Below are 24,690 nucleotides of genomic sequence, written 5' to 3' on the forward strand. Positions count from 1 at the left end.
GACCCATACCCATATCCACCATGCTTCGAACCGGGCGCGGGTCCATGGGCGGAACAGGGCCTGCCATACCCTTTTGTGGGGCAAGCGTGCCACGAGCGAAGCCGGTGCGATCTTCAGACTGGGCGAAAATCGTCCAGGCCCTGCCATCTGTCGGCTGCACGATCACATCATAGGTCTCGGCTGGAGCAATGCGAAACTCCTCCACCCTAACAGGCTCGACGGCCTGCCCGTCGGCCGCAATGACATCGAATGACAGGCCGGGAATGCGGAAATCGAACAGGGTCATGGCTGAGGCATTGATGACCCGCAACCGGATACGCTCGCCCGGCGTAAACACGCCCGTCCAGTTGGCGTCGGGCGACTGCCCGTTGATCAGATAGGTATAGATCACGCCGCTGACATCGGAGATGTCGGTGGCGGACATGCGCATACGCGACCACATCAGCCGATTATTGATGGCACTGCCCAGCCCGCTCTCGCGCGCTTCGTGGAAAAGCGAGGCTACGGTGCGCTGGCGGAAATTATAGTAATCGTCCTGCTGCTTGAGATTGCTGATGATGTCATGCGGGGCGACGTCGCTCCAGTCAGAAAGCACCATCACATAGTCGCGGTCAGGATGACGAAGCGGCGCGCCCTTTGGGTCGATCACGAGGGCGCCGAATAACCCCTGAGCCTCCTGCATGCCGGAGTGGCTGTGATACCAGTAAGTGCCTGACTGCCTTACCGGGAAGCGATAGGTGAAAGATCCTTTCGCAGGCACACCGGCGAAACTGACGCCAGGGACACCATCCATATCGGCGGGGAGGCGTATACCGTGCCAGTGGATTGAGGTCGGTGCATCAAGCCGGTTGATGACATCGAGAACCATGTCATCGCCCTCGCGCCAGCGCAGGGTTGGCGCTGGCACGCTGCCATTCACCGTAAAGCCGCGGCCGGTTTTCCTCCCGATTGTCCACGGGCAGGTATCGATTGTGAGTGCATAGCGAGACGCGGCGGCAGGCGGGATCGCAGACGCATCGGTCGTAGCCGAAAGAGGCGTATCGGGTTGCAGTTTTGTGCAGGCAGCAAGGCCAAGGCCAGTCAGCCCCGTGACGAATTGTCGACGGGAAAAACCGGCCCCTGCGCGGGGACGAGTAATCATGAAACAAGACCTGAGCGAATGAAATATGGCCTGGCAGGACGCACGCGGCGTCGCTGTCAGAACGAAGTCAAGGCGTCAGGAAACTCTCGGTGGCCTCAGATCAGGCGGTGCCCTGCGTCCTGAAAGGGCAGGGGGAAGAACCGGTTCGAACCGCGCTGCGTAGATCAGACGCGGCGTTGAAAGCGTGCCACTTACAGGGGCATCGAAGCTGGAGATGCAGGAGGAGCTCGGAAGGCAGCTTCCGCAGGCATGGCCATGCTCATGACCAGGCACTGGAGCCTCATGATGGCCGCTGCATTCGGATTTGAAGGCAGCCGCAGAGAGGTCATGAGCAGGAGACATCGACGCGCAGCCGGTCTCGCTTGCCTGCACAGGCGTGACGCCTCGCAGGACAAGAAAGACAATCATCAGGACGACGATCCAGAAAGGATGGCGCGGCTGGTTCATGAGCCTCATGATCTTGGTGAATTCGGCTCACTCTCTCAGAGGTGCGAGTTGATTGCAATGGGTTTGATGCCTAACTAAAGGCTCTGGTGACCGAACAGAGGAAAACATCATGAGTGACATATTGCATTTTCAGGTTGAAGGCATGTCCTGCGGTGGCTGTTCGAGCAAGCTCGAAAAGAACCTGGCCGAAATCCCCGGTGTGGAGGCAGTCAAGGCCAGCCATGAGACTGGCGCCGTAGACGTGACTCTTGGCGGCCAGTCCGTGCCGAGAAGCGCTATCGAGACGGTAATCGAGGAAACCGGTTTCGACGTGGTGCGGGGCTGAGACCGGATCCTTCCGGGGCTGGATCCGGACATACGGCCGGAAAAGTACTCTTTTTTCTTATCTGAAGCAGATCGGGGCTCCAGCTGATGTCTCTCCAGACCCTTGATCTTGAAGTGACGGGTATGAGCTGTGCCGCCTGTGCGGCACGGCTTGAGAAAGTGCTCAACCGTCAGACGGGTCTGGAGGCTGTCGTCAATTTTGCTTCCTCGCGTGCGGTCATCACGCGTGCGGAAGGGGCGCCCGATCTCTCGGCCATCGAAAAACTGGTGGAGAAGACAGGGTTCGGGCTCGCTCATAGCGAGGTAACGCTTTCGATTGGCGGCATGAGCTGCGCTGCCTGCTCTGCGCGTGTCGAGAAAATTCTCAATCGCCTTCCCGGCGTCACGGCCTCGGTCAATCTGGCCACGGAACAGGCGCTTGTTCGGGTGATCAACGGTGCCGCCGACGAGGCTGTGCTTATGCGCGCGATCGAGAAAGCCGGTTTTTCTGCTGCCCCGGTGCAGGAACAGACGCCTTCCCGAAAAAACGGATCGGAGCAGCGCCGTGCGGTGATCGATCTGGCGATTACGGCTCTGTTCTGCCTACCTTTTCTGATCGGGATGATTGGTATGGCGGTCGGGCGGCACGACCTTGTGCCCCTCTGGCTGCAAGGCATCTGTGCGTCTGTGGTGCAGATCTATTCTGCGCGCCATTTCTACCGCAGTGCCTGGCATGCGCTACGCACAGGCTCTGCCAATATGAATGTACTGGTTTGCCTGGGCACAAGCATTGCCTATGGGTTCAGCGTGATCGTCACCGTCTTTGATATCGATTTGCCTGTCTATTTCGAGGCGAGCGCTTTTGTAATCCTGCTCGTTTCTGTCGGCCGTCTTCTTGAAGCACGTGCGCGGCACAGGGCGGCAGCCGGTCTTGAGGCCCTGCTGACCCTCAAGCCTGAGACGGCCAATCGCGTCGAGGAAGACAGAATCATTGTCTGCCCGGTTGCGTCGCTACGTTCGGGAGATGTCTTTCTTCTACGCCCCGGCGAGGCCGTTCCGGTTGATGGCGAGGTCATTGATGGAGAGACGGAAATCAATGAATCCATGCTTACAGGAGAGGCAAATCCGGTTCTGCGCCGCAGCGGCGATACGATCTATGCCGGAACGCTGAATACAACCGGTATCCTGCGCGCACGGGCGACTTCTCTTGGCGCTGACACGGCGTTGGCACGCATAGTCGCTCTGGTATCACGAGCGCAGGGTTCCAAGGCGCCGATACAGAGACTGGCCGATCGGGTATCGGCGGTTTTCGTCCCGACGATCATCGTGATCGCTCTCCTGACCTTTTTCATTGGCTGGGCTGTGACGGGCAGCATGAGCTGGAGCCTGGTCTCCGCAATCTCAGTTCTCGTTATTGCCTGCCCTTGCTCACTCGGTCTTGCGACACCCACTGCGCTCATGGTCGGCACAGGAAAGGCGGCATCGGTCGGGATCCTTTTTCGCAATGCCGAGGCTTTGGAGCGTGCCTGCCGTCTTACTGTGCTGGCATTTGACAAGACGGGCACCATCACGCTTGGCGAGCCTTGCGTTCATGACATTCTTCCGTCTGCAGATATGACGGCTGAGGCTCTCCTTACGCTTGCAGCGGCGCTTGAGGTCAACTCCGAACACCCGCTTGGCCGTGCGATCGTTGCCGAAGCGAAGGCGAGGGGGCTGGACCGTCCCATGAGTTTCGAACGCTTCCGCGCTGTTCCGGGAAAAGGGATTGAGGCCTGGCTCGGAGAAGATCGCTATCTCATCGGCACGAACGGTTATCTCGTGTCAGAGGAAGTCGTGGGTGCGAGTGAGATTGTGCCGGAAAGTGCGGCAACGCAGGCCTTTGTGGCACGAAACGGCTCCTGCCTTGGCGTGATCACCCTGACAGACCGGATACGCCCTGAAGCGGGAGCAATCATGGACTGGCTTCACGAAAGCAATATCCGCTCCGTAATGCTGACGGGAGACAGTCAGGTTATGGCTGAGACGATTGCCAAAGAGGTCGGTATCGATCAGATCTTGGCCTCGCTCAGGCCAGAGGGCAAGGTTGCAGCCATCGAAGCATTACGTGGCCCGGGGCAGGTTATTGGTATGACCGGAGACGGCATCAATGATGCTCCGGCACTGGCAGCGGCCGATATCAGCATCGCTATCGGATCGGGTTCAGCCGCAGCGCTCGAGACCGCCGATCTGGTGCTGATGAGTGCCGATCTGCGCGCCATACAGGATGCGCTTTCGCTTTCGCGTGCGACTGTAAGAAAGATAAAGCAGAATCTCGGTTTTGCTTTCGGTTATAATCTGGCGGCCATTCCGCTTGCTGCCTGTGGCTTTCTGAGCCCCGCGATTGCTGGTGGTGCCATGGCGCTTAGCTCCGTCTCGGTTGTGACGAATTCGCTGCTGCTCAATCGGTGGCGGTCGCAACGTATGCTGACCAGATCGTCGCGCGGTATATAAAAGACCTCCAGCCGGCAATTGGGCGTGCCGCCCTTTCTCAGTGCCGATGGACGTAGAACCCCACGACGATAGCGCCGACTTCGATCAGGAAGGCGCCTAGAAACATGAGGCTTGCAAGCCTTGTCTTCGGGTTTTTGCGCGCATCGAATGGATAGGGTTTGTTGGTCAGCGCCCATGACAGCGTTCCAAGCCACCCTGCAAAGGTGAGCCCTGTCACAAGATTGCAGACAAATAGCTGGCGCAGGTAGGACCGTCGTAGCACTGCGGCGACAAGGCTTGGCAGCAGGAAGAATACAATTCCAAAAGCACCGGCCCAAGCATAGATCTTCATAGGTCACCGCATTCTGTAGGCAATTTGAGTCTCCGTCGGCGTTAATGTTACGATAATAAAACATACAAGCTGAGTAAAGCCGGTAATTATCGCAGGGTGATTTCGGCGTTCATCCGGGGGCGTAATTTCTGAGAGTGTGCCGCCACTATTTGACTATTATCCGGCCGTTCAACGCCTAAGACACCAGCCTGCGTCGCTCTTACCGCGGACAGGGAAGAGACAGCTTTGTCAGGTGGACCGCGCTGCAGATCGTGCTCTGTGTGAGCGGGCAGCAGGCACTGTTAACTAATGTTGCGCGCTTACAACATGATTGTTGCATTATTGCGTTTCTTTTCGATTTCGTAACCCTGACCGTTGCATGTCATATGGTGTTTCTGCAACGAAACCGTACCGAAATATTGTTTCTCCTCTCTTCTTGGGTGACTCTCTGTATGAAGTGCCATTCGATCCTCGCAAGGGTTCTCGGTGCCACCGTTCTCACGTCGTCGTGGTGCGGCGTTACTGCAGCAATTGCTGCAACTCCGGCGCATAAACACGCCACCCATCGCGCCGCCAGCAGCGTGAAACCTGCGGTCAAGCAGAGTGTGGTAGCGACTGACGGCAGCCGTGCAGCCATTCCGACGGCTGCGCCTGCCGCCAAGCCGGCTAGCCGCGCACGCGTGCTCTCCACCGCCATGACCGACGGCGGTAACGAGAATATCGTCGTTACAGGCTCGATGCTCCGCAGCTCGAACAACCAGAACGCCAACCCGGTGCAGATCGTCACGGCCAAGCAGATCCAGCAGACCGCTGCAACCACCCTCGGTGACTATCTGCAGCGTCTGCCGTCCATCGGAAATTCCGGCGCCTCCAACACCCAGACCAATGGCTTCGGCGGTGTGTCCTGCACGGATATCCGTAACCTGAGCTCGAAGCGCGTTCTTGTCCTGATTGACGGCAAGCGCGTGGCCCAGGATCCGGGCGCGGCTTGCGTCGATCTCAACACGATCCCGATCGAGCAGATCGCGAGTGTCGAAATTCTCAAGGATGGCGGCTCGGAGCTTTACGGCGCTGACGCGGTTTCGGGCGTGGTTAATATCAAGCTGCGTCATGATCTGACGACCGGCGGCATTACGATCCGCGGTGGCATTACCGATCAGGGCGATTCACGTACGGGTCTGATCTCGGCCTATAAGGGCTGGAACTTCGACCACGACAAGGGCAACATCACTCTGGCGGGTCAGTATCTGAGTCAGGGTCCCGTGATGCAGCGTGATCGCGACTGGTCGCGCCTTGTCCAGGCATCCAATGACCCCGGCGTGGCCCCCATCTATGGTTCTGGTTACGCAGCGAATACGCGCGTTTTGAGTGGCCCGGGTGCCGGTCTGATCTCGAATAACGATGGGTCGACCTTCTCGAAATACACGGCGGCAAACCGGTACAATTACGGCAATAACCAGAGCCTGACGAACTACGTGCAGAACTCGGTTCTTTCCGGCGATGCGCATTACAAATTCAGCGACCATTTCAATCTCTATGCCAATGTGCGCTATGCGCATAAGACGGCTGCTGCGTCGCTGGCTCCGTCGCCGGTCGCTGGCTCTATCTATCCGTCGCAGCTTTCCAATCCGCTCACCCTTCCTGCCGCAGCGCCCTACAATCCGTTTGGCGTCGATACAATCGTGCAGAAGCGCTATACTGATCTCGGCGACCGCCGACAGGAATATGCGACCGACAATCTGCAGATCACCGGTGGCATGAACGGTCTGATCACCCATAACTGGTATTACGATGCCTCGATGGGCTACGGGGTGAGCCAGGCACGCTACGACACCAATAACATGGGCAATTATCGCCATATTCTCCAGGAATATGGCATTCGACAGACGGACCCGACCGACGCAAGCAGTGCTGTGGTCTATGATCCGTCGGTCTGCCAGGCTGCCGCCGGTTGCACGCTTCAGAGCCCGTTTGCCCCTATGTCGCAGCAGGGCGCGTCTTACGCCAAATTCAACCAGCACGATCATTCGCAGTATATGATCCGCGATTTCAATCTGCGCGTGAACAACGACAAGGTCGTCAAAATGCCTTACCAGCATGGTGGCGATCTGGGTCTGGCGTTCGGTCTTGAACACCGTAGCGAGCAGTTGAGCTATTCACCCGATCCGCTTGCCGTCAATGGTGACACGACCGGCAACACCCAGTCCTATACAGGTGGTGGTTTCAACGCGACCGAGATTTATGGCGAGGCCAAGCTGCCGCTGTTGCGCGATGCATTTCTTGCCAAGGATCTGACCGTCGACGCCCAGGGCCGCTGGTCGCATTACAACACCTTTGGCAACACCCAGAACTGGAAGGTCGGCATCAACTGGGCGCCGATCCGCGATATCCGCTTCCGTGCGACGCTCGGTACCTCCTATCGCCAGCCCAACGTCTATGAGCTCTACCAGGGCCAGTCTCTGGGCTATGCAGCGGCAAACGATCCCTGCTCGGGAGCGACCAGCCCGACTGTCGTCGCCAACTGCATGAAGCAGGGAATCAACCCGGCCACGTTCGAGGTGGCTAACTCGGGGCAGGTGCCTTCCATCAGCGGCGGCAACAAGAATCTGCGCCCTGAGACGGGACGTACCTATACCGTCGGTACGGTCATTACGCCGCGCTGGATCCCCAATCTGTCAGCATCGGTTGAATACTGGCATTACACGATCAAGAACGCGATCAGTGCCGTCTCCGCCCAGTATGTCCTTGATTCCTGCTATAGTGGTTCAGCGCCGCAATATTGCGCCGATATCGTGCGGTCGTCCAACCAGCAGATCAACTACGTCAACACGCTCTACGACAATCTGGGTGGTCTCAAGACGTCTGGTATCGATTTCGACCTAGACTATCGTTTCCGCATCAATCATGCGAACACGCTGACCCTGTCGAACAATCTGCAGCAGATTGTTTCCTATCTTCAGCAGAACGAACCGGGCGGATCGTGGTATAACTATGCCGGGCGCCTGTTCTTCCAGGGGTCGTCAGCAGTTGGCATGCCGAACGGTATCCCGCGCGTCACCAACTACACGACCGCGTCCTGGCAGCATAATGCGTTCACCTTCACCTACATGCTTCACTATACCGGTGGCATGGTGTGGAACGACATGTCGGAAGACCTGACGCCGAAAACGGGTGGCCAGTGGCGTACGCCGGGAATCTTCACCCATGACGTGACGGTGAACTACCGTTGGAACAAGTGGAACTTTGAGGGCGGTGTAAACAACATCCTCGACAAGAACCCGCCCTTCGTTTTCGACACAGCAACGAACACCGCCAACGCAATCTATTCCAGCGCGATGATCGGCCGCTATGTGTTCCTTCAGGTCAATCGGACATTCTAAAGCACAAATGGCATCCTCTGACCGGTCACATCGGCCGGTCAGAAAGTCAGCCTCATACCCAACAACACGAGATCTCCTGACGAGATTTTCAGCGTGTAATAAGACTGAGGGTTAATACCCCACCCGCTGGTGTCAGTTTGACAGCGCAATCGTCAAAGCCCGGTGGCCCGTAGCTGACTTTGGGGTTACGTGAAAAACCGATGGGTTCTTTCGGGATCCCTATAAAGGACCGGTCGAGCTTCGCGTTACCATTGCGGTCCTGAAAGGCCTGCACCGCATAAACGCCCGGTGGAATATCTGCAAAGCTCACGCTCACCTTCTGAGCTACGGCTTTGGTCTCGGCATGGTAGCGGCAACTCGGTTTGAGAAACTCATCCTCTGTGCAGATAGCCACACGGATCTTACCACTATCATCGGGAACATTTTCGATGACTGTCGTCACTGGCCCCGCGAAAGCGGGCAAGGGCGCTAATACGCAGGTCAGGACGACACCAGTCAGCAGACGGCGAGAGAAAACAGGCTTATGTCTCATAAAGACGTCCTTTCCAGGTGACAGGGCGGCCAGTCATGTGGCGCAAACGCGCATGAAACTGGATCGAGAGCAGCAGGAGCGTCCCCAAGGGACTAAGCAACACGGTCAGGATGCCCTGACGGCAACGCAAGGCCACCAGCACTCTCAAGGCAATACTTGCTATGCGCGCTACCCATATCAAGGGACTAGCGCGGAGCAAAAAAGGCAGGATGTGCCCACCCGCCAGAAGCGCGGTCCATATCGGCAGAGAGACCGGGCCGGCGAGGCCCTCGACAGCATTCTTCATCAGCCCGGCATAGACCTGGCTTGCACTGCGATACATCCGGCAATGAGCGAGATCGGTTGCGTCAACCAGTCTGGTGCAAAAGCCGTGCTGGCGCAGCGAGCGCGCCAGAGCGAGGCCATCATGCAGGCGCGAACGGATCGCCTCGTGCCCGCCGGCTTCGCGATAGGCCTGTGCCTTAACCAGAACGAGCTGGCCACATGCGGCAGCGAGGCTTGCCGTTCGCCCCTTGTCGAGCGGCAGAGGCAGATAGCCGAAGAGCAGGACATTGATGAAGGGCAGGAGCAGCCATTCAAAAAAGGAATGCGTCTCCTGATGGGGCACGCCACTGACGAGAGAGATTGACCTCTGTTCATTGACCACCGTCATCAAGCGACGGACAGCTTCAGGAGCGAGGCGCACATCAGCATCGAGAAACAAAAGCCAGTCCTGGCGCGCATGACGGGCAAGCTGCGCGCAGGCGTGACTTTTACCACACCAGCCGGGGGGCAAGGGTTTGCCGGAGACGATCCTTATCCTCGGGTCTCCGACCTCCCTGGCCCTTGCGATCGTATCGTCAGACGAATTGTCGTCGAGCACGATGATCTCACGCACCAGGGACCCATTGGCGAGTACCGCTTCCAGCGCCTCTCTGATCTGACCGGCTTCATTGCGAGCCGGGATCAGGACGGAAACACCCTCGTCGGTCGAGGAAGTGGGATGAGGCGCGCGGGACAGGGCTCGCAGATTGAGCAATCCCAGAATGAAAGGGAGTACAGCAAAAGCGGCCAAGGCCGCTTCGGCCCGCAGACGTGTTTTGTTTTCAGCGTCGGGCATGGCTTGGCTCGTGACGGCGTTTGTGCAGCAATGCAACAAGACGCTGTATCAGGCTGTAAGGCCCACCCATGCCTGTTCGACCGTCCATGAGTGGTTTGAAGGCCTCGTCCTGCTTCCCGATAACCTGCTCCGCGAGTGCATCACAGGTTTGTTCGAGGTGCAGCGTGAGATCTGCAGTCAGAGCCTGAATGGTTTGCGCCTGGTACTGTACAGGCGTGCCGAAACGTATGGCGATATCCGGCCTGTTTTCCGTGCCGAAGGCATAGTCGAGCGCAACAGGCACAACCAGGGCTTCCGGGTTGCGCCTTATGATATGGGCGAGGCCGGGCTGTAGCCTGATCGGCCTTGCGCGGGCGTCGGTAAACGCTCCCTGAGCCGTTACCCAGAATGCCCCGCCCGTTTTCAGAATGAGGCTTGAGGCATCCAGTAACTGGCGCACCGAGCGCAAAGAGGATCCATCAAGCGGCAGAAACCCGGCTTTACGAAGCAGTGGATAGTTTTTCACGGCTTGGGCATCGATGGGACCAAAGCCGGGGCGGTTCGGCATGAAATGCTGCTGAATCACGGAGAAAAGGGCGGGGTCCCACCATGACGGATGATTGGCATAGAGAATAATGCCCTGTCCCGGCCGAAGCGGAGGGAAGTCACCGCTCCAGCGGACCCTGCTAAAGCTTCCCTTGACCCGGTAAAGCAGCGCACGGCCCACCCAGTATGCCAGAAATGGCGACCGACCGCTTACCCTTGCCGGATCAGACGGCGAGGGCAACTGCGGGGTCCCTGCTTGCCTGGCGATCCTGGTCAAGACAATCTGCAGCGATCCATCCCGACATCAGCGCCATGGGCATGCCTGGCCCGGGATGGGCGCTTCCACCGGCCAGATACAGACCGGCGAGATTACGCGAGCGGTTGGCGGGCTTGAACCCGCCTTCCAGACGCCCATGACTGGCAAGGCCGTAGATCGCGCCCGCCTGCGGCGAGTATCGCAAGTGAATGTCCATGGGCGTGAGGTGGTGCTCGGTTACGATGCGGGATTCTAGATCCGGCATCCCCCCCGCTTTCTTGAGCTTGTCGAGAATGACCTTACGATAGCCCGGGAACATCTGGGTCCAGTTCTGGCCGGGGCGAAGATAGGGAGTATGCACCAATACATAGAGCGCTTCGCCACCCGGCGGCGCGGTATCGGGGTCGGTCCGGGCTGTAGCCGCCAGATAACAGGTCGGGTCCGGGGCAGGGCGACCGTGTTTGTAGATTGCATCGAATTCCTCTTCCGCATCGCGGGAGAAGACGAAGTTGTGATGGGCAAGATGGTCGTATCCGCGGTTGAGCCCGAGATATAGCACAACGCCAGAGCAGGCGGGCTCGCGATGCTTCCACTGCCTCATGAAGCGGCGATAAGCCTGTGGTGCCACCTTGCGGTCGATCAGTTCGCGCATGGTGCGTATGCTGTCCATGTTGGAGATGACTGCGGATGCGTCCAGCGTTTCGCCGTCTTCCGTCACCACACCGGAAACCCTGTGTTCGTCATGCACGATGCGCGCCACACGGCAATTGGTTCGGAATTCGACCCCGTTTTCTTCCGCAAGACGTCTCAGCTCCTGCGGGACAGCACGAGTGCCGCCCATCGGATACCAGATTCCCTCGTCGACCTGCATATGGGCGATGCCTGTCAGCACCGCAGGTGCCTGAAGGGGGTTTGAACCGACATATTGCGTGAAATGGTCGAAGACCTGTACGGCCTGAGGGTTCGCAATGCGCTTGCGTATCTCGGCGCCCATCGTGGCATGCATCCGTAAAGCAAGCACGTCACGCATTGTGCCAGGAGACAGGGCTTCGCCGATCTTGAGCGTGTCTCTCAGACCGCCAACAGACTTCCAGAAAACGAAGCGGCGGGAAATATCATGCAGTTTTTCGCTCACGGCTAGCAGATCTTCATAGCCTTTGCCGTCACCTTCATGGCGCTTTTCGAGCTCAGCAGCCATACGCGTGACATCCTCGACTAGATCGAGCGGTGTCCCATCGTCGAAGAAACACCGCCATTGCGGATCGAGACGACGCAGATCGAGGCGCTCGTCGATGCGTAATCCGCTCTCGCCAAAAATGCGTTTCAGCACCGAAGGAAGGGTGAGAATGGTCGGCCCCATATCGAAGCGAAACCCGTCCTGGCGCCATTCAGCGGCCTTACCGCCCGTCCAGTCATTGGCCTCGCAGACAATGACCTTGTGTCCCCTCGCGCTGAGCGTGCAGGCCGCGGCAAGCCCGCCAAGCCCTGAGCCGATAATGATGATCGGTGCGGAAGAACTCGTCATGGTCGTATTCTCCGCTTATGGCTCAACCGCGTGAGCATTCAGGCACAAGAGCAATGCCGGGCCCCGGAATTTCCGGAAGTCTGGCCGGTGTCCTGGCAAGATCCTTGATCAGAAGGTCAGCGCTGATGCGTGCGCCTTCGAAAATAACAGGCAAACCGCTACCGGGATGGGTGCCGCCACCCGCGAGGTAGACACCCTTGACGTCTTCAAAACGGTTATGCGGCCTGAGATGCAACATCTGGCCAAGGGAATGGGCTAGATTGAACACCGCGCCGCGATGGACGTCATGCTCTTCCTGCCAATCCTTGGGTGTGACGACTTTCTCGACCATGATCCGACTTTCAATGTCGCCGAAGCCAGCGTCCTCTAGCCGCTTGAAGACGATCGCTCGCGCTTTTGCAACGGCTTCCTCTGTCCAGTCGAGACCGCCTTCACGAAGATTGCCGACGGGCATGAGTACGTAGAGGGCTGTGCAGCCTTCGGGCGCCAAGGCAGGGTCTGTGACGCAGGCATTCTGAACGTAGAGTGAGGCCCGTGAGGAGATCTGTTTGCCTTCTTCGATCTCGGCGAAATTGTTCTCATAATCGCTGGAGAGGAAGATCGTATGATGGGCTTTTTCCGGCATGGTGCCGCGCAAGCCAAGATACATCATGAAGGTCGAGCAGGAGTATTTCTTGCTGGCCAGCTTGGCATTGCTCCATTTGCGCCGCGAGGCGTCGGGGAGCAAACTCTGAATGGTACGGGCGAAATCGCCGTTGACGACCACGGCATCAATAGGCTGCATGCCCTCTGCGGTCTTGATGCCCACAGCCTTGCCATCTCTGGTTTCGATCGTCTCGACGGCCTCGCCCAGTTTTATCGTGACGCCAAGGCTCTCAGCTGCGCTCTGCATTGCCGCCATAACCGCGCCGGTACCGCCAGTCGGGTGATAAATCCCGAATTCATGTTCCATATAACTCAGGATCGTGAAGAGGGAGGGGCACCTATACGGAGACATGCCCAAATATTTGCTCTGGAATGAGAAGGCAAGGCGCGTGCGGGGATCCTTGAAGTAACGCGAAAGATCCTTGTCGATAGACGACAGAGGGGAGAGCACCGGGAGTGCCTTCAGCATGTCAGGCTTGAGCAAATCACGCCATGAATTGAATGGCCGCTGAAGTGGTGCAATGAAACGCGCGAATTTACCCTTGTTGTCGTTCAGAAAGCGCCGGACATTCTTCGAATCAGCCTCGGATATCTTGGCAATTTCGGATTCTAGGCGCGACGGATCGGTCGTCAGAGCTAGACGCGGCCCATTTTCGAAGACGAGATCATAGAGATGGTTCAGGCGCGTGAGCTCGACCATGCTGTCAAAGGCAAAACCGCACCTCGCGAAGATTTCGCGGATGATTTCGGGATAAAGAAAAAAAGTGGGCCCGGTGTCGAAGCGAAAGCCGTCAAGCTCGAGACATGAGGACCGGCCACCGATCTTGGAGCTTTTCTCGTAAAGCGTAACTCTGGCCCCGGAATGCGCCAGCAGCATAGCCGAAGCAAGCCCTCCCGGACCGCCGCCGATAACCGCAATCTCTTTTGATGTGACACCTGAATGGGAAGATGATTCGGGAAGGAACGAAGGGGCCATAAGGCGATAGATCCTTCCTGCGAGGCAGGCCTGTCCGGAATATTCCGGGTTGAAAACAACAATCAGCGCTCTTGAGGTCCAGGCTGCCGTCCAAGGTCGTGATTGTAGATGCGTGAAATCAAATCAGGCTCTGTCAACGGATCGTGATCCTGTAAGTTGCCGACATCAACGTGAAAATTTTCCATGCAAGATTCTGGCGTGATGGAGCAGGTGGAAAGCCCCGGAGCGGCGCGTTGAGACCGAGACCGCCCGTGTCATTGAGAGCAATCCTTCCCGGCCTCGTGTCACGCCATAACCACTCGCTCTCGCCCCACCGAACGGAAGGCGTGGGTCAGCTGTGGGGACAATCAGATCATTGATCGTGACAGACCCGGCCGGAATCTGTTTCGCCAACGCCCTGGCTGTCTTCTCGTCACCGAAAATGCTGGCACCCAACGCGTGACGTGAGCGGGATTCGATCTGGATAGCCTCGGCCATGTCAGAAACGCCAATCAGGGCAAGCCATGGCGCAAACAGATCAACATCCGCAAGCGCAGCTTGGTCCGCATCGAGCAACAGGATCGTGGCAGCGCCCAGTTTCCTGACTGACCCGCCTGCCTGCTCGATGGTAAGGGTAAGCTTATCAAGAGCAGGATAATGCGTTTGATGGTTTGCGCCGGAGTTTTTCAAAAGTAGCGCCAATTGAGCTCCCAGTGCTTCACGATGGTTCCCATGCACAAAAACGCGTCGCGGTGCGATGCAGGTCGATCCATGCTTGAGAGTGAGGCCGAAATGGAGGGCGCGAGCGACGAGAGACAGATTGGCTGACGGGAGGACAAAAACCGGGTCAGCCCCCGATAGCTCCATGATGGTCGGCGTAAGATTCTGCGCCGCTGCGAGAGCCACCTTCCTTCCCGTCTCTTCCGAGCCGGTCAGGACAATGAGATCGAATGCTTCCTGTACGGCCTTCGGCCCTGCGTCTTCAGGCAGAATATGGATTACGCCCTGAGGCAGGCCTGACTGAGTGAGAAGGGACACGAAATGCTTCAGCAAAGCGGTTCTGCCCGGAGCAGGCTTGAGGGCAACAGTGTTGCCTGCGGCCAGAGCCTGCAGGGTCTGGATACCGGCCAGCATGAGCGGGTAATTGCCGGGCGCTATGATGAGAACCACGCCAAGCGGTCGGCGGCTTATATGGCTCTTCACCCCCCAAAGCCAGATCGGACGTCCGAGCACCGAGAGCGGCGCGTCCTTGAGGAGAGACGCCGCCTCTTTTTCGAGAAACCGTATGGCCGATATCATAGGCAGGATTTCTGCCATCATGACATCGATCGGAGCATGATCCGGTATCAGCGCCAGCATGCCCGGTATGTTGACAAGGAGCCGTCTGCGAAAACGTCTCAGAATCTGAAGCCGTCGGGAAACTGATACGCGCGCCCATGCAGCCTGATGGAGACGTAACATAGCCAGATCTGACACGAGGGCTTGGGGAGTGGTGGTCTCCTCAGGCGCTTGCATTCGCGGCGAGCCTGAAGTTTCGTGGCTGTCAGACTGCACGCGCATTTGTTTTCCCTCGCTTTGCCGTGCAAAACCTCAGAACTCAGCATTGGTTCCAGTCGGATGCGCCAAAAGAGGTACTGACGCAGGAAGCCTCTCCGGATAGCCGCTGACATGAGAGCTTGGGGGAAACAATATAGGGGAGATATCCTTGCTAAACTCTGAGTTCGCTAGGTCTCTCCTAACCCATATGCCATCTATTCGTTAAGTGCATATGGTATTTGTTAAAATTTTCGAAATAAAAGTGATTTCTTATTATATATGTACAATATGTCATAGGCAATGGCGTTATATCTCAGCAGGATAATGATCACTTCTCTTGGAACGACCATGTTCGAGCCGAGGCGGTAGCATCAGTTTACGAGGAAGCGTCCTCGTTTTCTCGCCAAAATCGACTGATTTTCTGGAATGGGCCCCATCCCGTCACGGTGACGCAACGGGATGAGGCGGCTTGCTTACATGGCGGCTTCGAATACGCCTACGATTTCATCCAGCGTGGCTTTGCGAGGGTTGGTCAACATGCAGACGTCTTTTTGCGCGTGCGTTGCCATGATCTTGTGATCTTCCGCCTTCACGCCCAGCTTGGCGAGGCCTGAAGGGATGCCAACGGATTTCGACAAAATGGCAATAGCGTCAATGGCCGCCTCGGCTGCTTCATCGCGGCTCATCAGATCCGTCGGTATGCCCAGGAGGCCCGCAATGCGCGCGTAGCGGTCTGCTGCTGCAATGAGGTTGAACCGGCAGACATGCGGCAAAAGCACGGCATTACACACGCCATGGGGAAGATTATAAAATCCTCCCAGCTGATGCGCCATGGCGTGCACATAGCCCAAAGAAGCATTATTGAAAGCCATGCCCGCGAGATATTGTGCGTAGCACATGGCGACCCGTGCCTCCATGTTTTCACCATTGCCTACAGCCTTCGCCAGATTATCTGCAATCAACGTGATCGCCTTCTCGGCGCAGGCATCGGTGATTGGGGTGGCGGCTGTCGAAACATAGGCTTCGATCGCATGGGTAAGAGCGTCCATGCCTGTCGCGGCAGTCAGGGCGGGGGGCATGGCGACCATCAGATTGGGGTCGTCTATGGCAATCATCGGGGTGCAACGCCAATCGACGATTGCCATTTTTACATGCGTTTCCGAGTTCGTGATGATGCAGAAACGTGTCATTTCCGATGCCGTGCCGGCCGTCGTGTTGATGGCGATTAAGGGAGTCATCGGGACTTTGGAACGATCAAGCCCCTCGTAATCGCGAATATTGCCACCACCTGCGGTGACCAGTCCGATGCCCTTCGCGCAGTCATGGGCAGAGCCACCGCCAAGTGACACGATGAAATCGCAGTTTTTCTCCTGAAATAGCCGCACACCTTCATGCACGTTGACGTCGGTGGGGTTGGGCTCGGCTCCCGCGTAAATGACCGTTCCAAGACCGTCTTCCAGCAGATAGCCGGAGATAGTGTCGGCAACGCCCAGTTTTTGCATCCCGGCATCCGTCACGATCAGAGCCTTTTTTGCTCCGAGCGCCTTGGCGCGGTCGCCCGCCTGTTTCGCGCAGCCGGGGCCTATGAGCGTGATGCAGGGAATGAAGAAACTGTCGGTGTGATCGGCAAGGGCGATATGTGCCATGATAAAATCCTCCTGTCAGACAACGCTTTCGGGCAGCCCGCGCCATGCACGAAGATCACCCGCTTGCGTAGTGAACGCGCAAAACTGCCTCCATGATCAACAAAGCCCTCATCAATAAATCTCGATTAAATCGTTGGTGAATATTTTAATATAAGAGTTATGTATTATATTATTCTTTGATATATAATTATGCCTTAATTAGTACTTGGTGGGTTCTGAATAAATTCGCATCTTCCAGTATGGTGGCGTCTGGAAGGCGTCACCTGCTCCCATTCAGCATCGGCTCCCTCTGGTTTTACCAGCCGCTAGGGGTCTTGAGTGTGTATGGACAGTAAGGCCCTCGTGGGCTCGTTGAGGAAAGAAGAGGCTCGGCAAGGGAGACGCGTCATTTCCGTTCCAGTATCCAAGGCAGAGCTTCTGTCTGCACTCTGCATGAATTTCGACAAGCTAATGATAGATCTGTCGAGAGTTCCACAGCGTTCTGCCCGCGACAGGACGCTCGCTGGGCATGCTGCAGGGACGGTCATGAGCCCTGCAGATCTGGTCTCTTATCTGCTTGGATGGAATCAGCTGGTTCTCAAATGGCTTGATCGGGATGACAGGGGCCTTGGCGTCGATTTTCCGGAAGCGGGTTTCAAATGGAACCAGCTTGGGCTTCTGGCGCAGAAATTCTACGTTGATTATGCTGATCTCAGCTACCCGGAGTTGCTGGAGCGCCTCTCCATAGCGAAGCAGCACCTTGTTGCGACTATCAGCGCGAGAACCGACGCAGAGCTCTATAGTCGTCCTTGGTATGATAAATGGTCCAAGGGACGCATGATCCAGTTCAATACGGCTTCGCCCTATGCAAACGCACGAGGCCGTATCCGCAAATGGCTCAAGGATAATCAGAACGCTTCATCAGGTGTGATGGGCGTGAGCCGCAATGAGAGCGATGTGGCGTGACGGCGCAGAGGGAAGGATGACCTCCCGCGCCTCCTGCTCGGAAATCACGCCCCTATTTCCCGGTATCATTCAGGCATTCCGGCATTGCTTTCGAGAGCGCAAGCATGGTGAGCTTATGAATTGGTCGGCGGGGGAATGGCTGTGCGTTTGGAAACACAGGTTCAGGCCAGACGCTGGTGCGTTGCCATCATGAAGCAGCGTTGAAACGGAAGCTTTAACACCGTGGAGAGTGAAGCTGCGACTTATGGGACGACCCAGACCGATACGATATCAATCAGGCAGGCGCGATGACCTCTGATATGGCAACTCGGCGAAGAGCATTGCGCCCGCCCGTAAGTATCGGCTTCCGAGATGAGATCGATCGAGTTTACTCGCCTTCAACTTTAAGGACAGGCGTGTATCGGTGAGACGAGCGTGCGGGTCCGCCGCACACGGTGCAGGAGCGGCAACCCTTGCCAAGGGAGAGAGCGAACTCTCTCCCCCGTGCTTTCAGAGCGCGGCGAGCAGGGCTTTGGTGAGTTCAGCCGTGCCGGTCTCACCGCCGAGGTCGCGCGTGCGCACGCCCTCGACGCGGATGACGCGGTCAATGGCGTTATCGACGCGTGTCGACAGATCCTGACGCCCCACATGCGCAAGCATCATGCTGGCTGCCATCAGCATGGCAAGCGGGTTTGCGACGCCCTTGCCAGCAATATCCGGGGCAGAGCCGTGCACAGCCTCGAAAATAGCAGCGTTGGGACCAATATTGGCACCAGGTGCCATGCCCAGACCACCGACCAGACCTGCCGTCAGATCGGAAAGGATATCGCCGAACAGATTGGTGGTGACGATCACGTCATACTGCCACGGATCGGTCACGAGCTGCATGGCGCAGGCGTCGACGATGCGCTCTTCTACGGCCACCTTGCCTTCATATTCCTTCGCAACCTTGCGTCCTTCCTCAAGGAAGATACCGCTGAAGATCTTGAGAATATTGGCCTTGTGAACCAGCGTGACCTTCTTGCGGCCATTGGCGACGGCATAGTCGAAGGCAAAGCGCACGATACGGGCGCATTCGCGGCGCGAGTTGAAGCCGGCGCCGTAGGCCAGACCCTTGGGGTCGTCACCATCGGGCAGATAATGCTCCATGGCGGCATAAAGCCCTTCGATGTTCTCACGAACGACAACCAGATCAACCTTGTCGAAACGACCGCCCGGAACAACTGTGCGTGTCGGGCGTAGATTGGCGTAAAGGCCGAATTCCTGACGCATCGTCACGTTTACCGACTTGAACCCGGCGCCAACCGGTGTCGTCAGCGGCCCCTTGAGCGCAAGGCCGGTCTTGCGGATGCTGTCGAGCGTTGGCTGCGGCAGAGGGGCGCCGAATTTCTCGATCGCACCAAGCCCACCCGACTGATGGTCCCACTCGAAAGGCGCCCCGATTTTCGCCAGAATCTCAACAACCGAAGCGGTGATCTCGGGACCGATGCCGTCGCCTTCGATAAGGGTCGCGGGGATCATGTGATCAGCCATTCTGTCTTTCCTTTGTCAGTTCGTAATCGGCGCACAGGCAGCAGCGAGCCAGGTCCTGTCCGTTTCGTCCAGAAGCGGCCCGATGCGCGCGAGCGTATCCTCATGATAGGCATTCAGCCAGCGCAGCTCTTCGGGTTCCAGTAACGATGCCATGATCAGCGTCCGGTCGAAGGGCGCGAATCCCAGCACCTCGAATTCGAGAAAAGCTGTTCTCGCCTTCACCGGCGCGGGGCGAACCAGAAGCAGGTTTTCCAGCCGGATGCCATACTCGCCCGGCAGGTAATAACCGGGTTCGTCAGACAGGATCATCCCGGCTTCTAGCCCGATTGGACGTGCAACGGAGCTGATATTCTGAGGCCCTTCATGCACCGACAGATAGCTGCCGATGCCATGACCGGTGCCGTGATCGTAATCGAGTCCGGCCTGCCACAAGGCATAGCGTGCGAGCGCGTCGAGGCGATGCCCAGTCGTGCCAGCGGGGAAACGCGCGCGGGCAAGGGCGATATTGCCCTTAAGCACACGGGTAAATGCTTCACAGAGTGCGGCAGGAGGGGCTTCCGGGCCATTCCAGATGGTGCGCGTCACATCCGTCGTGCCTGCGCTGTACTGGCCGCCGCTATCGATCAGATAGACCTGATTGGCTTCCAGCACACGGTCTTCACCCGGCAGGGCGCGGTAGTGGGGCAGGGCGGCATTGGGGCCGACTGCTGAAATCGCAGGGAAGCTCTCGCCGTGGTAGTCAGGTGACGCCGCACGGAAGTCATTGAGAATCTCGGCAAGTCTCGTCTCGCGCAGCCCGGTACCCTCCCTGCTCACGAAATGCAGGAAACGGCAGAGCGCTGTGGAATCGGTCAGATGCACCTTTCTGGCGCCGCTCTGCTCGGTCTCGTTCTTGCAGGCACGTGGCAGGGCGCAGAGATCGACCCCGCGGGCCAGCTTTGCCCCGGCCTGGGAGAGAGTCTGAATGAACCAGAGCCCGGTCTGGGCCGGGTCGAAGCGCACGACCTGCCCGCTCAACGCCTTGAGGCGCTCGGGAAGGTCCTGAGGTGGCAGGATCGAGACAGCCAGGAAAGAGACCGCCGCATCCGGGCTGACGCGGCTGATATCGACAAAAACCTCGAGAGACGCATCGTGATGCAGGATGCCAAAAGCGAGGACGACCGGCGTATGGGGCACGTCGTCACCGCGTATGTTCAACAGCCAGGCGAGCGAGGTAGGATCGCAGACAAGCATCGCCTCTTGACCCGCCTTGCGCAAAGCACCGCCGATCTTGCGTCGTTTGGAGAGGCTATCCTCTCCGCTGAAGGCTTCTTCCTGAAAACGGACTTCACTCTCAGGCGGGAGCGGCTTGTCCGACCAGGCTGCGTCGATCGGGTTGGCGTCCAGAGCCACGAATTCATGTCCGTCGCCGATCAGGGCGTTGAGCTGCACCTCGCTGACCAGCCTTGGATCATAACCGATCCTGAGCCCCTTGCCATTTGCAGCGAGCCACGGGCCGGGCGGCTCATTCGTGACATGCAGACACTCCCACTGGGAGGCATCCACCTGGTCGCGTAGCTGGCTGGTATAGCGCCCGTCAGAGAAAACGGCCGCCTTGTCACGCAGCAGGATGGCCATGCCCGCAGAGCCGGTAAATCCTGTCAGCCAGGCAAGGCGCTCGGCATAGGGCGCTACATATTCGCCCATGAATTCATCGCCGCGCGGAAGAAAGAAGCCGTCAACATGGCTTGCTTCAAGCGCCTTCCTGACGAGGGCCTGACGATTGGCAAGAGGAATGAGGCTCATCGCACGATCTTTCAAACTGGGAGCGGGTTTCAGGAGCTCTCGAAGAGCCGGTACATGAAAACGAGGTCGAGCCAGCGTCCGAACTTTCGGCCCATCTGGGGCAGGGCACTGCTCTCGCTGAACCCTGCGGCACGATGAAGTGCGATAGAGGCCGTATTGCTGGCAGTGATGGCGCCAATCAGCACATGCATGCCGGAGTGCTCTGCATGGCGGACCATCTCATCCAGCAGGAGGCGCCCGACACCGCGGCGCTGGGCCTCTCGCGAAACATAGACAGAGTGTTCGACTGTCTGGGCATAGCCCTCATAGGCCCGAAAGGGCCCATAAGAGGCAAAACCGAGAATTCTGCCGTCATCCACGGCGACAACTACCGGAAAGTTCTGTGCTTGCCGGTCGGTCATCCACTGGCGACGTTCGTCCAGCGTGCGGGGCGACGTCGCCCATATTGCCTCTGAAGTGGCAATGGCATCGTTGGTGATCGCCAGAATCTCCGGCAGATCGGCCTCCGTCGCGTTGCGAAGTTCAATCACGGCGGCGCAGGACCAGTGTGGACCACTCACCTTCGTAATACTGCTTTTCAAGCACGAGACCCTGACGTCTGTGCGCGGCCAGCACCATGCGAGCCTGGGTGGTAAGAAGCCCGGCGAGAATCACCGTGCCGCCCGGGGCCAGATGGCTGGCGAGGGACCGTGCCATCTTGCAGAGAGGGCGGGCGAGGATATTGGCAAAGACCAGATCATACGGTGCCTTGGCGCGCACGGCCGGGGTCAGCCAGCCATTGCCCAGCCGTGCATCGATCAGCGGGCCAATGAAATTCAGTTTCGCATTGCTGGCAGCAACGCGAACAGACCAGGGCTCGATATCGACAGCGAGAACACGCTTGTGGAAAAGCTGGGCTGCGGCCATGGCCAGAATGCCGGAACCACAGCCCATATCGAGAATACGGGCCGGTTTGCGCCACGCCATGTCTTCCAGCGCCCGTAGACAACCCCGGGTCGAGCCATGCTCGCCTGAACCGAAGGCGATACCGGCATCAAGCGTGATCGTCAGGCGATCGCGTTTGTGGCTTGGGGCTAGATGCGTGCCGCGAATGGCAAAACGCTTGCCGACATCCTGCTGCGGGAAGGCCTCATAGGTACGCGCCAGCCAGCCTTCGGCTTCTGTGCGCTCGCGGGTCACTTCGGCGTCGACGCCCGTCATGAGACGGGCAAGGGTCAGGGCGCGTGCAAGTTCCTCTTCGCCATGGCCGACATCCTTTACGCCTTCGACGCGCCAGATATTCTGGTCTTCATTGGCTTCGAAGATGCCGACGGTGGTGCAGACCGTCAGCATGGCCTGTTCGAAAAGCGGCACCGCCTCATCGGCAACAGTGACTGAAATGGTTTCAAGCGCCGAAGCGTGTCGTCTGGATGCGCTCACGAGACCTGTTCCACAAAATGCGCCATGATGCGTTTTTCGCCTGCCTTTTCGAAGTTGATGTGCAGCCTGTCGGATTCGACGGCCAAGACGGTGCCATAACCGAATTTCTGATGAAACACGCGGGCGCCGATGGCAATTCCGTGTGAGGCATCTGCCACGACATCGGTCACGCGTGGGGCGGGTCGCCCGTAGCTGCCCCTCGTGCTGGTCAGCGGGCCAGAGGCGAAGATGGAGCTTTGCGCCGCCAGTTGACGGCGCTCCTGCATGGCCTGACCGCTATGCTCGACCGTATCGGCCGGAATCTCGTCGATGAAGCGGCTGGGCATGGAATCCTGCCAGTTGGCATAGATACGCCGACGGGCCGCATGAAGGATAACGGCTCGCTTGCGAGCACGGGTTATCCCGACATAGGCCAGACGACGCTCTTCCTCGAGGCTCTTGAGCCCGCCCTCGTCAAGACTGCGCTGCGACGGAAAAACGCCTTCTTCCCAGCCGGGCAGGAAGACCGTGTCGAATTCCAGCCCCTTGGCGCCATGCAGGGTCATCAGGCTCACTGTGTCCGCACTTGCCTTGTCTTCTGTTTCCGTCACGAGAGCGACGTGTTCGAGAAACCCTTCGAGCGAGGCAAAATCGCCGATAGCGCGCAGCAATTCCTTGATGTTGTCGAGCCTGCCTGGTGCCTCGGGCGTCTTGTCGTCACGCCACATCTGCAGATAGCCGCTGTCTTCGAGCAATTGCTCGGTCGCCACGACATGGCCCTCGCTCTCTCGCGTTTCACGCGCGCGCTGGAACGCCTCCATGAGACCGCCAAGCGCTTCGCGCCCTTTGCCCTTGACCATGCCTGTTTCGAGTGCGTGTGCCACACCGACGCTAAGAGGCGCATTCAGCAGGCGGGCTTCGTGATGCAGTTTCTGAAGTCCGGCCGCGCCCACGCCACGCTTGGGAACATTGATGATACGCTCGAAAGCAAGGTCGTCCGCGGGTTGTGCCAGAACCCGCATATAGGCCATGGCATCGCGGATTTCGGCCCGCTCGTAAAAACGCAGGCCACCGACCACGCGATAGGGAAGGCCCAGCGTCAGGAACCGCTCCTCGAAAGGACGTGTCTGAAACCCGGCGCGCATCAGAATGGCGATCTGTGAGAGGGGGTGGCCCTCGGCGCGCAGTCGCTCGATCGCCCCCGCCGTGATACGGGCTTCCTCGTCGGAATCCCACACGCTGATGATCTGGACTTTCTCGCCCTGTGCGTCTTCGCGCCCGGGGCGCAATGTCTTGCCCAGACGGTCGGAATTATGCGCGATCAGCCCGGAGGCGGCAGCGAGAATTTGCGCCGTGGAGCGGTAATTACGCTCCAGACGCACAACCTTGGCACCGGGGAAATCCTTCTCGAAACGCAGGATGTTCTCGATTTCTGCTCCGCGCCATGAGTAGATCGACTGGTCGTCGTCGCCGACGCACGCGATGTTCGATGGGCCGTGTTCCCGCTTGGCAAGGAGGCGAAGCCACAGATACTGGATGGTATTCGTATCCTGGTACTCATCGACCAGAATATAGCGAAACAGCCGGTGATACTGCGCGAGCACATCAGGCTGGGTGCGCAGGATCTCCAGCGTATGCAGCATCAGATCCCCAAAATCGCAGGCATTCACGGCTTTCAGGCGATCCTGATAGGCAGCGTAAAGCTTGCGGGCATGGCCGCCTGCGAAATCCGTATCCTCGGCAGGGGTCACCTGCTCGGGCGTCAGACCGCGGTCTTTCCAGCGCTGGAAGACGCCCAGAAGCGCCTGAGGCGGCCAGCGCTTCGTATCGAGGCGGAAAGGCTCCATGATCTGGCGCACAAGACGGATCTGGTCATCCGTGTCGAGAATGGTGAACCCTGTCGTCAGCCCGACATATTCAGCGTGCCGACGCAGCATGCGGGCGCAGAGCGCGTGAAACGTGCCGAGCCAAAGCCCGTCGGCTGTCTCGCCCAAGAGAGCGCCGACGCGCTCGCGCATCTCGCGTGCAGCCTTGTTGGTGAAGGTTACTGCCAGAATCTGATAGGGGCGTGCGCGCCCTTCGAGAAGAATATGTGCAAAACGCGTCGTCAGAACGCGCGTCTTGCCGGTGCCGGCCCCGGCAAGAATAAGCAGCGGCCCTTCAGTGGTCTCGATGGCCTCACGCTGCTCGGGATTGAGCCGGTCGAGATACTCGGGGGAGGAGGGTGAGATGAGGGATTGCGTCACCTGATCGATATAGA

The 24,690-nt window shown here is 58.3% G+C and carries 19 protein-coding genes; 4 read left to right on the forward strand and 15 right to left on the reverse strand.

From position 1 onward, the window contains the following. On the reverse strand, positions 1-1,141 hold a 1,141-nt coding region (locus tag IEV53_RS13395), incomplete at its 3' end, for a copper resistance system multicopper oxidase (RefSeq protein WP_188427334.1). A 75-nt stretch (positions 1,142-1,216) separates the two neighbouring features. Beyond that, positions 1,217-1,588, reverse strand: a complete 372-nt coding sequence (locus IEV53_RS13400) for a hypothetical protein (RefSeq protein WP_188427335.1) — start codon at positions 1,586-1,588, stop codon at positions 1,217-1,219. A gap of 109 nt (positions 1,589-1,697) precedes the next feature. On the opposite strand from IEV53_RS13400, the gene IEV53_RS13405 reads away from it, so the two are divergent. Next, positions 1,698-1,913 carry a heavy-metal-associated domain-containing protein gene (locus IEV53_RS13405; RefSeq protein WP_188427336.1) on the forward strand — a complete coding sequence of 72 codons (216 nt, stop codon included), beginning with the start codon at positions 1,698-1,700 and terminating at the stop codon, positions 1,911-1,913. 86 nt (positions 1,914-1,999) lie between these two features. Next, positions 2,000-4,381 carry a heavy metal translocating P-type ATPase gene (locus IEV53_RS13410; RefSeq protein WP_188427337.1) on the forward strand — a complete coding sequence of 794 codons (2,382 nt, stop codon included), beginning with the start codon at positions 2,000-2,002 and terminating at the stop codon, positions 4,379-4,381. A 37-nt stretch (positions 4,382-4,418) separates the two neighbouring features. Here the strand turns inward: IEV53_RS13410 and IEV53_RS13415 are convergent, their stop codons facing one another. Further along, positions 4,419-4,712 carry a superinfection immunity protein gene (locus IEV53_RS13415; protein WP_188427338.1) on the reverse strand — a complete coding sequence of 98 codons (294 nt, stop codon included), beginning with the start codon at positions 4,710-4,712 and terminating at the stop codon, positions 4,419-4,421. 431 nt (positions 4,713-5,143) lie between these two features. On the opposite strand from IEV53_RS13415, the gene IEV53_RS13420 reads away from it, so the two are divergent. Continuing rightward, the gene (locus IEV53_RS13420) at positions 5,144-8,071 is read left to right on the forward strand and encodes a TonB-dependent receptor domain-containing protein (RefSeq protein WP_188427339.1); all 2,928 of its coding nucleotides are present in this window, start codon (positions 5,144-5,146) and stop codon (positions 8,069-8,071) included. Positions 8,072-8,159: 88 nt separating this feature from the next. Here IEV53_RS13420 and IEV53_RS13425 read toward each other — a convergent pair whose 3' ends face one another. From IEV53_RS13425 to mdh, 7 genes are all read right to left on the reverse strand, one after another. Continuing rightward, positions 8,160-8,603 (reverse strand): DUF2141 domain-containing protein, encoded by a 444-nt coding sequence (locus IEV53_RS13425; RefSeq protein WP_188427340.1) that lies wholly within the window; start codon positions 8,601-8,603, stop codon positions 8,160-8,162. After that, positions 8,593-9,702, reverse strand: coding sequence for a glycosyltransferase (locus IEV53_RS13430; RefSeq protein WP_188427341.1), 1,110 nt, complete (start codon positions 9,700-9,702; stop codon positions 8,593-8,595). The genes IEV53_RS13425 and IEV53_RS13430 overlap by 11 nt, the downstream gene beginning before the upstream one ends. Further along, complete coding sequence (locus IEV53_RS13435) at positions 9,689-10,468, reverse strand: lysophospholipid acyltransferase family protein (protein WP_188427342.1); 780 nt, start codon at positions 10,466-10,468, stop codon at positions 9,689-9,691. Before IEV53_RS13435 ends, IEV53_RS13430 begins: the two co-directional genes overlap by 14 nt. Further along, positions 10,452-12,008 carry a phytoene desaturase family protein gene (locus IEV53_RS13440; protein WP_188427343.1) on the reverse strand — a complete coding sequence of 519 codons (1,557 nt, stop codon included), beginning with the start codon at positions 12,006-12,008 and terminating at the stop codon, positions 10,452-10,454. The genes IEV53_RS13435 and IEV53_RS13440 overlap by 17 nt, the downstream gene beginning before the upstream one ends. Positions 12,009-12,030: 22 nt before the next feature. Beyond that, the gene (locus IEV53_RS13445; protein ID WP_188427344.1) at positions 12,031-13,629 is read right to left on the reverse strand and encodes a phytoene desaturase family protein; all 1,599 of its coding nucleotides are present in this window, start codon (positions 13,627-13,629) and stop codon (positions 12,031-12,033) included. 165 nt (positions 13,630-13,794) lie between these two features. Beyond that, complete coding sequence (locus tag IEV53_RS13450) at positions 13,795-15,123, reverse strand: aldehyde dehydrogenase family protein (protein ID WP_371869887.1); 1,329 nt, start codon at positions 15,121-15,123, stop codon at positions 13,795-13,797. Positions 15,124-15,617: 494 nt separating this feature from the next. Continuing rightward, positions 15,618-16,790 (reverse strand): iron-dependent methanol dehydrogenase, encoded by a 1,173-nt coding sequence (mdh, locus tag IEV53_RS13455; RefSeq protein WP_188427346.1) that lies wholly within the window; start codon positions 16,788-16,790, stop codon positions 15,618-15,620. A 324-nt stretch (positions 16,791-17,114) separates the two neighbouring features. Here mdh and IEV53_RS13460 point away from each other — a divergent pair, with 324 nt between their 5' ends. Further along, positions 17,115-17,735 carry a ClbS/DfsB family four-helix bundle protein gene (locus IEV53_RS13460; protein ID WP_304500539.1) on the forward strand — a complete coding sequence of 207 codons (621 nt, stop codon included), beginning with the start codon at positions 17,115-17,117 and terminating at the stop codon, positions 17,733-17,735. Between the two features lie 489 nt (positions 17,736-18,224). Here IEV53_RS13460 and IEV53_RS13465 read toward each other — a convergent pair whose 3' ends face one another. From IEV53_RS13465 to IEV53_RS13485, 5 genes are read right to left on the reverse strand one after another with little or no spacing between them, the layout of a single operon-like run. Next, positions 18,225-19,247: an isocitrate/isopropylmalate dehydrogenase family protein gene (locus IEV53_RS13465; protein ID WP_188427347.1), complete on the reverse strand. Its 1,023-nt coding sequence runs from the start codon at positions 19,245-19,247 to the stop codon at positions 18,225-18,227. 15 nt (positions 19,248-19,262) lie between these two features. Beyond that, complete coding sequence (locus IEV53_RS13470; RefSeq protein ID WP_188427348.1) at positions 19,263-21,032, reverse strand: aminopeptidase P family protein; 1,770 nt, start codon at positions 21,030-21,032, stop codon at positions 19,263-19,265. Positions 21,033-21,061: 29 nt separating this feature from the next. After that, positions 21,062-21,562: a GNAT family N-acetyltransferase gene (locus IEV53_RS13475; protein WP_306414294.1), complete on the reverse strand. Its 501-nt coding sequence runs from the start codon at positions 21,560-21,562 to the stop codon at positions 21,062-21,064. Then, positions 21,555-22,451 carry a 50S ribosomal protein L11 methyltransferase gene (locus tag IEV53_RS13480; protein ID WP_229719899.1) on the reverse strand — a complete coding sequence of 299 codons (897 nt, stop codon included), beginning with the start codon at positions 22,449-22,451 and terminating at the stop codon, positions 21,555-21,557. The genes IEV53_RS13475 and IEV53_RS13480 overlap by 8 nt, the downstream gene beginning before the upstream one ends. Continuing rightward, positions 22,448-24,676 carry an ATP-dependent helicase gene (locus IEV53_RS13485; protein WP_188427349.1) on the reverse strand — a complete coding sequence of 743 codons (2,229 nt, stop codon included), beginning with the start codon at positions 24,674-24,676 and terminating at the stop codon, positions 22,448-22,450. Before IEV53_RS13485 ends, IEV53_RS13480 begins: the two co-directional genes overlap by 4 nt. Between the last annotated feature and the right edge of the window lie 14 nt (positions 24,677-24,690).

Origin of the sequence: Asaia siamensis (assembly GCF_014635085.1) — a bacterium.
GTDB lineage: Bacteria > Pseudomonadota > Alphaproteobacteria > Acetobacterales > Acetobacteraceae > Asaia > Asaia siamensis.